The sequence below is a fragment of the Streptomyces sp. NPDC088706 genome, from assembly GCF_044752765.1.
Lineage (GTDB): Bacteria > Actinomycetota > Actinomycetes > Streptomycetales > Streptomycetaceae > Streptomyces.
In genome coordinates this window covers 1,053,323-1,066,998 of the sequence record NZ_JBIVLW010000001.1, presented here as the reverse complement: position 1 = coordinate 1,066,998, position 13,676 = coordinate 1,053,323, and the positions used below count along the sequence as shown (strand labels likewise).

The window sequence follows — 13,676 nt, the reverse complement described above, 5'->3', positions numbered from 1 at the left end:
CGCCTCCTCGCGCCGGGTTCCGGCTCTACGCGTCGGCTCCGGGCGGCGTCTCCGGCTCCTCCGGCTGCCTCTCCGGCGTCCACTCCGCCCGCTCCTCCGGCGTCCGCTTCGGCGGCCGTCCCCGGCGGGCGATCGGCGCCGCGGACCCCGGCAGCCGCCCCGCCTCCTTCAGCGCCCGGCGCAGCAGGAACTCGATCTGCGCGTTGGCGCTGCGCAGTTCGTCGGCGGCCCAGCGGGCCAGCGCGTCGTGCACCGCGGGGTCCAGCCGCAGCAGCATCTGCTTGCGCTGCTGCGGCCGGGAGGCCGGCGACCGCCGGGGCGGCGTCTGGTCGGTCACTGGTAGAGGCTGCCCGTATTGAGGACCGGCTGGGCCGCGCGGTCACCGCACAGCACGACCATCGGATTGCTGACCATGGCGGCCTTCCGCTCGGAGTCCAGCTCCACGATGTCCTGCTCGGCGATCCGGGTCAGGGCCATCTCCACCATGCCCACCGCGCCCTCGACGATCTGCTGGCGGGCGGCGACGACCGCGCCGGCCTGCTGGCGCTGGAGCATGGCGGAGGCGATCTCGGGGGCGTACGCGAGGTGGCTGAAGCGGGACTCGATGATCAGGACGCCCGCGGCCTTCACCCGGGCGGTCAGCTCGACGGCCAGCTTCTCGGTGATCTCCTCGGCATTGCCGCGCAGCGAGAGGCCGTCCTCCTCGTGGGCGTCGTACGGGTACTCGATGGCGATGTGCCGCACGGCCGCCTCGGTCTGGGTGGCGACGAACTCCCTGAAGTCGTCGACCTCGAAGAGGGCCTGCGCGGTGTCCTCGACCTTCCAGACGACGATCGCGGCCAGCTCGATCGGGTTGCCGTAGGCGTCGTTGACCTTGAGGACGGCGGTCTCGTGGTTACGGACCCGGGTGGAGATCTTGCGGCTGGTGGTCAGCGGGTTGATCCAGCGCAGCCCGTCGGCGCGGATGGTGCCGGTGTACCGCCCGAAGAGCTGGATCACCCGGGCCTCGCCCGGAGCGACCATCTTCACGCCGCTCATGCAGAAGAAGGAGGCGATGGTGAGCAGCGCGCCGATGATGAAGAGCGGGACGCCGACGGCGTTGTTGCCGCCCGTCCCGAGCACGCCGCCGACGATGGCGAGGCCGACGCCGGCGATCACCCCGAAGACGGTCAGGAGCAGCCCGACGCCGCCCGGGATCGAGTGCGCGGTGACCTCCCTGACCTGCGGTGCGGGCATCTCGGGCGCGTCGATGTCGAGGTCGGTCGCCGGAGTGTCCGGGCGGTGGTGGTCGTGCTGGCCGGTTATGGGGCCCCCGTTCCGTGCGGCTGCCGCCGCGCTAGCAACGTGATTACACATTAATGCTTCTCGCAACCTTGTGCACCCCTGGGGAGTCGGTTCCCAGGGGAACGGGTGCTGATTGTCACGTCCGTAAAAGACTGGATCGTTTGTCATTTGTCCATACCGACGGTGTTAGCTGGCAGGTCGGAGCGGACTGGGCCAACCGAGCGATCCGGTCGAGCAGAGAAGCGGGAGCAACACAGCGATGGGTCGAGCGGATACCCGACGAGCCGCGGCGCGGGAGTCGCACCGGGCTGCGAAGGGCGGCGGCATACGCAGGCTCTTCACGTGGAAGAAGCTGCTGGGCACATTCTTCGGGCTCGTCCTGCTGGGCATGGGCGCCTTCGGCGCGCTCTACCTGTACGTCGGCGTGCCCGCGCCCAACGCCATGGCGGAGCGGCAGAGCAACGTCTACCAGTACAGCGACGGCACGGTCCTCGCCCGCTCCGACAACGGCGTCAACCGTCAGATCGTCGACCTGGCCCAGGTGCCGAAGGAAGTGCAGCACACCTTCGTCGCCGCGGAGAACAAGACCTTCTACAAGGACCAGGGCGTCGACCTCAAGGGCACGACCCGCGCCCTGCTGAACACGCTCAGCGGCAAGGGCAAGCAGGGTGGCTCGACCATCACCCAGCAGTACGTGAAGAACTACTACCTGACGCAGGACCCCACCATCAGCCGCAAGCTCCAGGAGCTGGTGATCTCCCTCAAGGTCGACCAGAAGCAGTCCAAGGAGCAGATCCTCGCCGGGTACATCAACACCGCTTACTACGGACGCGGCGCCAACGGCATCCAGGCGGCCGCCCAGGCGTACTACGGCATCGACGCCAAGGAGCTGAACGTCTCCCAGGGCGCCTACCTCGCCTCCCTCCTCCAGGCCCCCAGCCAGTACGACTGGAACTCCGCCACCGACACCGGCAGGCGCCTGGTCAAGGAGCGCTGGGCCTACACCCTGCGGAACATGGTCGAGATGGGCTGGCTCAAGGAGTCCGAGCGCGCCCAGCAGGAGTTCCCCGTCCCACAGAAGCCCAAGCCCGCCAAGGGCATGGAGGGCCAGACCGGCTACCTCGTCGAGGCGGTCAACAAGGAGCTGGACAAGCAGGGCATCTCCGCCGAGGACCGTGAGGCGGGCGGCTGGACGTTCACCCTCACCATCGACAAGAAGCGCCAGCGGCAGCTGGAGAAGTCGGTGGACAAGGAGCTGGAGTCGAAGCTCGACCGCGAGGGCAACAAGATCGACGCCACCGTCCAGGCGGGCGCGACCTCCGTCGACCCGAAGACCGGCAGGGTCCTCGCGCTGTACGGCGGCGAGGACTACGTCAAGCACTACACGAGCAACGCCACCCGCCGGGACTACCAGCCCGCCTCGACCTTCAAGCCGCTGGTGCTCGCCTCCGCCCTGGAGAACGACTCGCAGACCCGGGACGGCAGTCTGATCGGGCTGGACACGGTCTACGACGGCACCAGCAAGCGGCCCGTCGTCGGCAGCGACACCCCGTTCGCCCCGCAGAACGAGGACGACCGGAGCTACGGCCCGATCTCGGTCCAGCAGGCGATGAACAGCTCGGTCAACTCCGTCTTCGCGCAGATGATCGTGGACGTGACGCCCGCCGCCACCAAGCGGACCGCGCTCGCCCTCGGCGTACCGGACAAGAACTTCCCCGAGCGCCCCGCCGTCACCCTCGGCACCATGAACGCCTCCACCTGGGACATGGCGGGGGTCTACGCGACCCTCGACAACCACGGCCGCAAGGTCACCCCGCACATCCTCCAGTCCGCCGAGCACCGCGACCGCAAGGTCAAGCCGCAGACGCCCAAGCGGGAGCAGGCGATCAGCCGCGCGTCGGCCGACACCGTGACCTCCGCGCTCACCGGGGTCGTCACCTCCGGCTCCGGCAGCGCGGCCAGCACCTCCGCCTACCAGGCGGCCGGCAAGACGGGCACATCGGAGGAGAACAAGTCGGCCTGGTTCGCCGGGTACACCCCCGAACTGGCCACGGTCGTGGCCCTCTTCGGCGAGTCGCCCCAGGGCGGCCGGCAGGTCTCCCTCACCGGTACGGCCAACTCCGGCCGGGCCAACGGCGGTGGCTTCCCGGCCCGCATCTGGGCGGACTACACCCGCGGCGCCCTCGGCGGCGGCTCGGACGCGCGGTTCGACCTCCAGGACGTGGAGCGCGGCGAGGTGCCCGCTCCGCCGACCCCTTCGGAGACCCCGTCCGAGGAGCCCACCCCGTCCGAGGAGCCGACGCCGTCCGAGACGCCCTCGAAGACCCCGAGCGAGACGCCCAGCGAGAGCCCGTCGTCGCCCTCGGTCCCGCCGACGAGCTCCCCGCCCGTCACCCCGCCCACCAAGAGCCCCGAGCTGCCGCCCCTGCCCGGGGAGAGCGACGGACAGCCGGGTGAGCGTCCCGGGGGTGCGGACGTGCCGCGGGAGTGACCCCGCGCGCGTGACGCAGGGGGCAGGGGCGGTGCCGGCCGGCACCGCCCCCGCCCCCTGTACGGCTACCGACTACGCGGACCCGTACGGCCCCCGACCGCGGGCCCGGGGACGGCTACTGACTCCGGGTCGCCATCTCGAACCAGACGACCTTGCCCGTCGACAGCCGGGTCGCGCCCCACCGCCGGGCCAGCCGGTTCACCAGGAACAGTCCGCGGCCGCCCTCGTCCGTCTCCCGCGCCCGGCGCTGCCGGGGCAGCTGCGGGGAGTCGTCGCCGACCTCGCAGCGCAGGATGTCCGTCCGCAGCAGCCGCAGCGTCACCGGCCGCTCCGCGTAACGCACCGCGTTGGTGACGACCTCGCTGACCAGCAGCTCCACCTCGTCGGACAGCTCGTCCAGGCCCCACCGGCTCAGCGCCCGCCGGGCCAGCCTGCGGGCCCGGCCCGGGGCCGCGTCCTCCGGCTCCAGGTACCAGTACGCCACATCGCTCGGCGCGATCCCGTCGAAGCGGGCGGCGAGCAGCGCGATGTCGTCGTCCCGGTCGCCCGGGCCCAGCATGTCGAGCACGTCGTCGCAGAGGGCCTCCAGCGGCGGCGCGTGGTCCGGGCCGGTGAGCTGTGCGGTGGCCGCGAGGCGCTCCCGCAGCTGCTCGATGCCCGTCCACACGTCCCGCAGCCGCGACTCGACCAGGCCGTCGGTGTAGAGGAGCAGCGTGGCGCCGGCCGGGGCGTCCAGCTCGACGGCCTCGAAGTCGACGCCGCCCACCCCGATCGGGGCGCCCGGCGGCACCCGCAGCACCTCGGCCCGGCCGCCCAGGTGCAGCAGCACGGGGGGCGGGTGTCCGGCGTTGGCGATGGTGATCCGGTGCGCGACCGGGTCGTACACCGCGTACAGGCAGGTCGCCATGCGGTCGCTGCCGAGCCGCTGCGCCTGCTCGTCCAGGTGGTGCAGCACCTCCTGCGGCGGCAGGTCGAGACCGGCCAGGGTCTGCGCCGTCGTGCGCAGCTGGCCCATGATCGCCGCGGAGGTCATGGAGTGGCCCATCACATCGCCGACGACCAGCGCGACCCGGCTGCCGGGCAGCGGGATCGCGTCGTACCAGTCGCCGCCGACCCGGGCGGTCTCGGCCGCCGGGAGGTAACGCGAGGCCAGGCGTACGCCGGTGGGCTGGGGGAGCGAGTCGGGGAGCATGGTGCGCTGGAGCTCGTCGGCGATGTAGGCCTCGCGCCCGTACAGCACGGCCTTGTCGATGCCGAGCGCGGTGTGCGTCGCCAGCTGGGCGGCCACCAGCAGGTCACTGGCCTCGAACGCGGGCCGCTCGGTGCCCCGTACGAAGACGGCGGCGCCGATCACCCGGCGCCTGCCGCGCAGCGGGGCGAGGATCGCGCGGTGGCCGGTGGGGGCCGGGCGCCCGGGACCGAGCAGTTCGGGCAGCGCGGCCCGGGCCGCCGCCGAGTCGCCGAAGACCGGCCGCACCCCGCGCAGCACCTCGGCCAGCGCGCCGCCCGCCCGCACCTCGCACAGCTCGGCGGCGGGCATCAGGTCGGCCGTCGGGTCGGTGAGCAGGGGCCGCAGCCGCTCCGTCTCGGGGCCTGCCTCGGCGTCCTCGCCGGTGAGCCGGAGCCGGTCACTGCGGCGCAGCCGCAGCACGAACGGGCTCACCGGCCGCTCGTCCCCGACCGGCAGGGGGTCGCGCAGATAGACCAGGATCGCGTCGGAGAACGTCGGCACGCTCGCCCGGCACAGCCCCAGGACGATCTCGTCCAGGTCTATGCCGCGGGCGATCCGCCGGGTCGCCGCGCCGACGAAGCGCAGCCGGTCGCCCTCGCGGCGGGTGGCCGCCTGCGCCTCGGCGACGGCGGCCGGTCCGGGGCCCGGGTTCGGCGCGGCGGCCGGCGAGGGGATCGCCGCAGCGGCGGCCGCGGCCGCGGCGTCCTGCTGCCGGGGCCGGGTGCGCTCCTGCTGCCGTGCCGCGAGGGGCTGCCGGCCTTCGTGGGAGGTGGGGTGCTCCGTCACGCGTGGGATTCCGTCCGTCCGGGCCGGTTGTATGAGGCAGTCACCTCGTGGGGCGCCACTGTGCCCCGGCGACCGCGATGAGGACAACGGCTGTCTGCGGATGCCCCCGCACCCGGGGCCGAAACCGAACGTCCGCGAGATGGCCGGAGGACGGCGTTCCGCGCGGCGGCGGGTCTGCTCGGAACGGCGCGGCCGTGCGCAGCGAACACGTCTCCACCCCCTCGTGGTGGTCCTGCGACCGGGCGGGCCGGCCGGGTCCGTGGCCCGTCGGTCCGCACGACCGGTGCGATGACTTGTGGTCAGATCCGGTGTGGTGCGCGCCGGTCCGGCCGACGCGTCCCTCGGGGAACCGGGCCTGCCGACCGGGCCCCGGGGGGATGCGTCCAGGGTCTCACGACGGCATATGGGCAGGGGTGCGGTCCCAGTCATCCGGCAGCGGCGGAACCGGCCACCGCGGATCGGGCCGCCAGTGCTCCCAGCCGTCCCGGAACGGCGAGCCCCACCCGGTGATCACCTCGACCGCCGCCAGGCCCGCCTCCCGGACCCGGGCGGCGGTCTCCCGGTCCATCAGACCGACGTGCTGCGCCTGGGCGAACTCGTCCTCGTCGAGCCACTTCCAGCTCCGGTCCGGGTTCACGGAGATGTCGAGAAAGTGATCCTCGGAATCCACCCCTCCGGACCACCGGGTGTGCGGCTCCTCCAGGTTCACGTACCAGTTCCGGAAGAGCCACCCCCGGTCCCAGAACAGCCAGACCGACCACGGGTCGCCGGGCCGGGCCAGCTTCAGCACCCCCGTGCCGAACCAGGTGGAGCGGGCCGTGGTGCGCGGCGCGGTGTAGCGGGTGGCCAGCGGCTCGGCGTGCACCTGGGTGCCGTCGGCCAGGACCGGCCGTACGCATTCGGTGCCGGGCGCCATCCAGACGGCGAGCAGCTCGGCGGTGTCCTGGACGACGGTCACCGGGCGGCAGATGTGCACGGGCGGGGCGCCGGGCGCCCGGTGGACCCGGCCGTTGTCGCGGTAGCGCCAGAGGATCTGGTCCCCCGGCGCCCAACGTGCGCACTCTCCCGTAGCTGTCATGAAGAGATCTTACGGAGCGTCCGCGCCCGCTCGCTGCGACTCAGGTCACCCGGTGTGCCCGGGTGAGCCCACGCGTGGCACGCGTCACGGCCGTGTCATCCGCAACACGTCCAGCGCCTCGTCCAGTTGCTCCACCGTCAGATCACCGCGCTCGACGTACCCCGAGGCCAGCACGGTCTCACGGATGGTCGTGCCGTCCTTGAGGGACTGCTTGGCGACCTTCGCCGCCTCCTCGTACCCGATGTACTTGTTGAGCGGGGTGACCACCGAGGGGGAGGACTCCGCGTAGGCGCGGGCCCGCTCCACGTTGGCGGTGATCCCGTCCACCGTGCGGTCGGCCAGCAGCCGGGAGGCGTTGGCCAGCAGCCGTACGGACTCCAGCAGGTTCTTGGCGATGACCGGGAGCATCACGTTCAGCTCGAAGTTGCCCGCCGCGCCCGCCGTGGCGACCGTCGCGTCGTTCCCGGTGACCTGGGCGGCGACCATCAGGACGGCCTCCGGGATGACCGGGTTGACCTTGCCCGGCATGATGGACGAGCCGGGCTGGAGGTCGGGGAGGTTGATCTCGGCCAGGCCGGTGCGCGGGCCCGAGGCCATCCACCGCAGGTCGTTGGAGATCTTCGTGAGCGAGACCGCGATCGTACGGAGCTGGCCCGAGGTCTCCACCAGCCCGTCCCGGGCGCCCTGCGCCTCGAAGTGGTCGCGGGCCTCGGTCAGCGGCAGCCCGGTGGCCGAGGCGACCTCGGCGATCACGGCGGCGGAGAAGCCGGGCGGGGTGTTGATGCCGGTGCCCACCGCCGTACCGCCCAGGGGGAGTTCGGCGAGGCGGGGCAGGGAGGCGCGCAGCCGCTCCACGCCGTGGCGGATCTGGGCCGCGTAGCCGCCGAACTCCTGGCCGAGGGTGACCGGGGTGGCGTCCATCAGGTGCGTACGCCCCGACTTCACGACCTCCGCGAACTCGGCCGATTTCCGCCCCAGGGACGTGGCCAGGTGGTCCAGGGCGGGGATCAGGTCGGCGGTGACGGCGGCGGTCGCCGCGATGTGGATGGAGGACGGGAAGACGTCGTTGGACGACTGCGAGGCGTTGACGTGGTCGTTGGGGTGGACCTCGCGGCCCAGCCGCTCGGTGGCGAGGGTGGCGATGACCTCGTTGGTGTTCATGTTGGAGGAGGTGCCCGAGCCCGTCTGGAAGACGTCGACCGGGAAGTGCTCGTCCCAGCGGCCCGACGCGACCTCGGCGGCCGCCTCCCGGATCGCGCCCGCGATGTCCGGGTCGAGCACCTTCAGCTCGGCGTTGACCTTGGCGGCCGCGCCCTTGATGCGGGCCAGCGCCTCGATGTGCGCCCGCTCGAGCCGCTGTCCGGAGATGGGGAAGTTCTCCACCGCCCGCTGGGTCTGCGCACGCCACTTGGCATGGGCCGGGACCCGCACCTCACCCATCGAGTCGTGCTCGATCCGGAACTCCGCGGAGCCCGTCGTGTCTGCCGACGCTTCAACCATCGTGTTTAAACCTCCTGAAAAAGATGAGCACATGTCTTGTTCGATGTATTCCCAAGTCGCCTACCGGCCAGTAAATACCGGGGGTAACCACACACCCGGGAGGCGCAATGAGGCGCACCAGGCTCAGACTTCGAGGGCTCCGAAGCCTTCGCCGGCTCCGCTGTACGGCCGCTGTCACCGCCGCGCTCGCGGTGGCCGCCGGAACCCTGGTGGTCACCGGACCGGCCGGCGCGGCCGAGTCGGGTACCGGCACCAGCACTATCGCATCCACTCCTCTCCCGCCCGCGCTGGAAACGATCCGGGCGGCCGAGGCCACCCGGCTGTACGGCAGCCCCGCCGAACGGCCGCTCGCCGAACGCAAGAGCGGGCTGATCTCGCTCGGCGACAGCGAGATCTCCGGCGAGGGTGTCGGCACCTACGATCCCGGCACCAACGGACCGGACAACTGGTGCCACCGCTCGCCGGAGGCCGCCATCCACCGCACGGGCATCGCGGCGGACCTCACGTACAACGTCTCCTGCTCCGGCGCCTACAGCGGGAACATCAGGATCGGCGGAACCAAGCAGTACGCCGACGAGCTGGTCCAGAGCGACAGTCTCGCGATCAAGGCCCGCAACACCCGGATCAAGATGATCGTCCTGGTCGCCGGGGCCAATGACGACCTCCAGTTCGGCCCGGTCATGACGGACTGCGTGGTCCGCTACCTCACCCTCCAGGGCCCGTGCGAGCCCAAGTACGCCGGCGGCTGGCAGGCCCGCGTGGACGCGCTGGTGCCCAAGGTCGAGGCGACCGTACGCGACCTGCGTACCGTCATGAGCGACGCCGGGTACGCGAACGGCGACTACAAGCTCGTCCTGATGGGCTACCCGAGCCCCATCGGCCCGGACTTCCACGACAACCCGAACTTCCCCGGGAAGCTCGCCTGCGGTGGTCTCGGCTACGACTCCGACACCGCCTGGGGCCGCAACGTCGCCGTGCCCGCCTTCCAGGCCGGCATGCGCAGGGCCGCGGCCTCCACCGGAGCCGCCTACCTGGACAACTCCCGCCTCTTCCACGGTCACGAGGTGTGCGGCGAGAGTCCCTGGGCGCGCGGCCTCTACATCGACCTGGGCAAGCCCGGACTGCCCGACGAGAACTCCGTACGCCAGTCCTTCCACCCCAACGCGGCCGGCCACCGGGCCTTCGCCTCCTGCCTCACCCAGCTGTACGACTCCGGACTCCGCGAGGCGAGCTGCGCCGACCCGGCGAGCACGGGGAGTCCGGTGCTCCAGCGGGCGGCCTGGGACGACCTGTTCGCCCCGCTGAGGAACGAGGCCACCGGCACCTGTGTGGACGTCCCGGCCTCGGTGACCCGCAACGGCACCGCGATCGGCGGCTGGGACTGCCACGGCGGCCGCAACCAGAACTGGTGGTACGACGCCGGTACGCAGACCGTGCGCCCGGCCCTCAGCCACGACCGGTGCCTGGACGTCCCGGGCGCCAAGTACACCGCGGGCGCGACCCTCGTCGTGTGGAACTGCGCGGGCGCGGCCAACCAGACGTTCGTCCGCCAGGCGGGCACCCTCCGCCCGGCCGCCGCGACCGGGCTCTGTCTGACGCTGGCGGGGGCCAAGGACCCGCTCAGGCTCCAGACGTGCGACGGCAGCGCGAAGCAGCGCTTCGGGTAGTCGGCCGACCGGGGTGGGGGCGGGCGCCGGAGGGCCCCGCCCCCACCGTGTGCGGTCAGCCCCCGAGCACCACCGCGCCCAGGATGGCCGCCAGGTACGCCGGGTCGTCCACCCCGCACAACTCGCGCGCCGAGTGCATGGAGAGGCCGGGCACCCCCACGTCCACCGTGGTGACGCCGAGGCGGGCCGCGGTGAGCGGGCCGATCGACGTGCCGCAGGGCATCGCGTTGTTGGCGACGAACGGCTGCCAGGGGGCGCCCGCCCGCTCGCAGGCCGCCGTGAACAGCGCGATGCCGGTGGAGTCGGTGGCGTACCGCTGGTTGACGTTCACCTTGACCGTGGGGCCGCCGTTGGGCAGCGGGCGGTGGTCGGGGTCGTGGCGCTCGGCGTAGTTGGGGTGCACCGCGTGCGCCATGTCGGCGGAGACGCAGAACGCGCCCGCCAGGGCCCGCGACCAGTCCTCGTCGCTGCCGCCCCGGGCCGAGACCGAGCGCGAGAGCACCCGCTCCAGCAGCGGACTCTGGGCGCCCGTCTCGGAGGCGCTGCCGACCTCCTCGTGGTCGAAGGCGGCCAGCACCGGGACGAAGGACGGCTCGGTGACGCCGGTCGCGGCGTCCACCAGGGCGGTCACCCCCGCGTGCACCGAGACCTGGTTGTCCAGCCGGGACGCCACGACGAACTCCCGCTCGGCGCCCAGGTATCCGGGCTGCTGGATGTCGTGCAGCATCAGGTCCCAGCCCAGCACGTCGGCCGGGTCCTCCCCGGCCGCCGACGCCACGAGCCGCAGCAGCTCGCCCTCGCGCGGGTCACCGAGCGCCCAGATGGGGGCGATGTGGCGCTGCCGGTCCAGCGCCACCCCGTCGTTGACCGTGCGGTCCAGGTGGATGGCCAACTGGGGGACGCGCAGCAGGGGTTCGTCGATCTGGACCAGCCGGCTGCGCGGGGCGCCGTCCGGACCGCCGCGCAGCGCGAGCCGGCCCGAGATGCCGAGGTCCCGGTCGAGCCAGGTGTTCAGCGGGACCCCGCCGTAGATCTCCACCCCGATCTGCCGCCACCCCGAGGAGCCGGTGTCGGGTGCGGGTTTGATCCGCAGGTTCGGCGAGTCGGTGTGGGTTCCGATGATCCGGAACGGGGTGTGCGCGGGCGCGCCCTCGGGCACGTACCACGCGATCAGCGCACCGGCCCGGCTGACGAAGCAGCCGCCGGTGGCCCCGGTCCAGTCGTCCGTGCCGAGCAGCTCGCGGAACCCGGCCTTCTCCAGCCGCTGGGCGGCGCTCGCGACCACATGGTACGGGGAGGGGCTGGCGGCGATGAAGGCGAGCAGGTCGTCGGTGTGGCTGCGGTGGGGGGCCGGAGTCATTCGGCGTCCGCCTTTCCGGAGTTCGGCAGTGGCTGCGCGGGCGAAGGGTCCGCGGGCGCCGAGGGGTGCCCGGCGGATCAGGCCGGTGGAGAATTGCAGGAACGTTCGACAACCCTTCGCGGCGGCCCGGTGCGGCGCAAGCCCGAGGGACGGCGGGCTGCGGGAAAGCGGCGGTGCCGGACCGGCCATCGCCCCGACGCGGCAGCGGCCGCTCCCGGGGCCCGGACCGGGAGAGTTCCCTAACGCCTGTTCGCGCGCGGTCCGTTCGGGCGAGCTGACAGCGCCCTGCCGGTGGCGGCCGGACGATCCGCAGGGCGGTGGGCGGGCGCGCGACGGCGTCGGTCGCACCTGTTCCGGGCCGACCCGCGCAGGGAGCCGGTGCGGCCGCGAATTTGGCTTGAACTCGACGTACGTACGGTGTCGCCGCGCCCGAACACGGCGGAGGGGGCGCCCGTTCGGACGCCCCCTCCTCGCCGACCGCTGCGGCCGCCGGTCAGCCCAGGCCGGGGCCCCGGACCGGAATGCTGGTGAACGTCGGCGCCGGGGCGGGCTCGGTGAAGAAGTCGTTGCCCTTGTCGTCGACCACGATGAACGCGGGGAAGTCCTCGACCTCGATCCGCCAGACCGCCTCCATGCCGAGCTCCTCGTACTCGACGACCTCGACCTTCTTGATGCAGTCCTGCGCGAGGCGGGCCGCGGGGCCGCCGATCGAGCCGAGGTAGAAGCCGCCGTGCGCGTCGCAGGCGTCGGTGACCTGTTTGCTGCGGTTGCCCTTGGCGAGCATCACCTTGGAGCCGCCCGCCGCCTGGAACTGCGCCACGTAGGAGTCCATCCGGCCGGCCGTCGTGGGGCCGAAGGAGCCGGAGGCGTACCCCTCGGGCGTCTTCGCCGGCCCCGCGTAGTAGACCGGGTGGTCCTTCAGGTACTGCGGCATCTCCTCGCCCGCGTCCAGCCGTTCCTTGATCTTGGCGTGCGCGATGTCGCGCGCCACGACCAGCGGGCCGGTCAGCGAGAGCCGGGTCTTGACCGGGTACCTGGTCAGCTCGGCCAGCACCTCGTCCATCGGCCGGTTGAGGTCGATCCTCACCACGTCGCCGGCCTCGTCGAGGTGCTCGTCGGTGGTGTCGGGCAGGAAGCGCGCCGGGTCCTTCTCCAGCTGCTCCAGGAACACCCCCTCGGCGGTGATCTTCGCGGTGGCCTGCCGGTCGGCCGAGCAGGAGACGGCGATGGCGACGGGCAGCGAGGCGCCGTGCCGGGGCAGGCGCACCACGCGCACGTCGTGGCAGAAGTACTTGCCGCCGAACTGCGCGCCGATCCCGATCCTCTGCGTCAGCTCGAAGACCTTCTCCTCCAGCTCCTTGTCCCGGAAGCCGTGCCCGGTGGGCGAGCCCTCGGCGGGCAGCTCGTCCAGGTAGTGCGCGGAGGCGTACTTCGCGGTCTTCAGCGCGAACTCCGCCGAGGTACCGCCGACCACGATCGCCAGGTGGTACGGCGGGCAGGCCGCGGTCCCCAGCGAGCGGATCTTCTCCTCCAGGAACTTCATCATGGAGGCCTCGTTCAGGACGGCCTTCGTCTCCTGGTAGAGGAACGACTTGTTGGCCGAGCCGCCGCCCTTGGCCATGAACAGGAACTTGTACGCGCCGCCGTCGGTGGCGTACAGCTCGATCTGGGCCGGCAGGTTGGAGCCGGTGTTCCTCTCGTCCCACATGGTCAGCGGGGCCATCTGCGAGTAGCGCAGGTTGAGCTCGGTGTACGCGTCGAAGATGCCGTGCGACAGCGCCTCCTCGTCACCGCCCTCGGTCAGCACGTTCTGCCCGCGCTTGCCCATGACGATCGCCGTGCCGGTGTCCTGGCACATCGGCAGGACGCCGGCGGCGGCGATGTTGGCGTTCTTCAGCAGGTCCAGCGCCACGAACTTGTCGTTGGAGGAGGCCTCCGGGTCGTCGATGATCCGCCGCAGCTGGGCCAGGTGGGCCGGGCGCAGGTAGTGCGAGATGTCGTGCATCGCCTCGGCGGCCAGCGTGCGCAGCGCCTCCGGCTCGACCTTGAGGAACGTACGGCCGTCGGCCTCGAAGGTGGAGACACCCTCGGCGGTCACCAGACGGTACGGCGTGGTGTCCTCTCCCAGCGGGAGCAGATCGGAGTACGCAAACTCTGGCATGACGGCCATTCCTCACTCGGCGACAGCGGCTGACCTCCCTCGGGCAGCGCGTCAACCAGGGTAGAACGCCGCCTTCGCACCGATCCTGTGAGGTAAGGCTCACCTGGAGACCCGCCCC

The 13,676-nt window shown here is 72.2% G+C and carries 9 protein-coding genes; 2 read left to right on the top strand and 7 right to left on the bottom strand.

The window, feature by feature from the left end; genetic code table 11:
* Positions 1 to 25: 25 nt before the first annotated feature.
* Positions 26 to 337, bottom strand: coding sequence for a hypothetical protein (locus ACIQAK_RS04760; protein WP_366391087.1), 312 nt, complete (start codon positions 335 to 337; stop codon positions 26 to 28).
* The gene (locus ACIQAK_RS04755; RefSeq protein ID WP_366391108.1) at positions 334 to 1,305 is read right to left on the bottom strand and encodes an SPFH domain-containing protein; all 972 of its coding nucleotides are present in this window, start codon (positions 1,303 to 1,305) and stop codon (positions 334 to 336) included. Before ACIQAK_RS04755 ends, ACIQAK_RS04760 begins: the two co-directional genes overlap by 4 nt.
* Positions 1,306 to 1,543: 238 nt before the next feature.
* Between ACIQAK_RS04755 and ACIQAK_RS04750 the strand changes: the two genes are divergently transcribed.
* Positions 1,544 to 3,775 carry a transglycosylase domain-containing protein gene (locus ACIQAK_RS04750; RefSeq protein ID WP_366391088.1) on the top strand — a complete coding sequence of 744 codons (2,232 nt, stop codon included), beginning with the start codon at positions 1,544 to 1,546 and terminating at the stop codon, positions 3,773 to 3,775.
* A 115-nt stretch (positions 3,776 to 3,890) separates the two neighbouring features.
* Here ACIQAK_RS04750 and ACIQAK_RS04745 read toward each other — a convergent pair whose 3' ends face one another.
* From ACIQAK_RS04745 to ACIQAK_RS04735, 3 genes are all read right to left on the bottom strand, one after another.
* Positions 3,891 to 5,792 (bottom strand): SpoIIE family protein phosphatase, encoded by a 1,902-nt coding sequence (locus ACIQAK_RS04745; RefSeq protein WP_366391089.1) that lies wholly within the window; start codon positions 5,790 to 5,792, stop codon positions 3,891 to 3,893.
* Between the two features lie 391 nt (positions 5,793 to 6,183).
* On the bottom strand, positions 6,184 to 6,870 hold the full coding sequence (locus ACIQAK_RS04740; protein ID WP_366391090.1) for a DUF402 domain-containing protein: 687 nt from the start codon (positions 6,868 to 6,870) through the stop codon (positions 6,184 to 6,186).
* An 84-nt stretch (positions 6,871 to 6,954) separates the two neighbouring features.
* Positions 6,955 to 8,370 (bottom strand): class II fumarate hydratase, encoded by a 1,416-nt coding sequence (locus ACIQAK_RS04735; RefSeq protein ID WP_366391091.1) that lies wholly within the window; start codon positions 8,368 to 8,370, stop codon positions 6,955 to 6,957.
* 107 nt (positions 8,371 to 8,477) lie between these two features.
* Between ACIQAK_RS04735 and ACIQAK_RS04730 the strand changes: the two genes are divergently transcribed.
* Complete coding sequence (locus tag ACIQAK_RS04730; RefSeq protein ID WP_366391092.1) at positions 8,478 to 10,037, top strand: ricin-type beta-trefoil lectin domain protein; 1,560 nt, start codon at positions 8,478 to 8,480, stop codon at positions 10,035 to 10,037.
* Positions 10,038 to 10,092: 55 nt separating this feature from the next.
* On the opposite strand, the gene ACIQAK_RS04725 is transcribed toward ACIQAK_RS04730, so the two are convergent.
* Both ACIQAK_RS04725 and ACIQAK_RS04720 read right to left on the bottom strand, forming a co-directional pair.
* Positions 10,093 to 11,397: a M18 family aminopeptidase gene (locus tag ACIQAK_RS04725; protein WP_366391093.1), complete on the bottom strand. Its 1,305-nt coding sequence runs from the start codon at positions 11,395 to 11,397 to the stop codon at positions 10,093 to 10,095.
* A gap of 493 nt (positions 11,398 to 11,890) precedes the next feature.
* On the bottom strand, positions 11,891 to 13,558 hold the full coding sequence (locus tag ACIQAK_RS04720; protein ID WP_366391094.1) for a fumarate hydratase: 1,668 nt from the start codon (positions 13,556 to 13,558) through the stop codon (positions 11,891 to 11,893).
* Positions 13,559 to 13,676 lie beyond the last annotated feature (118 nt).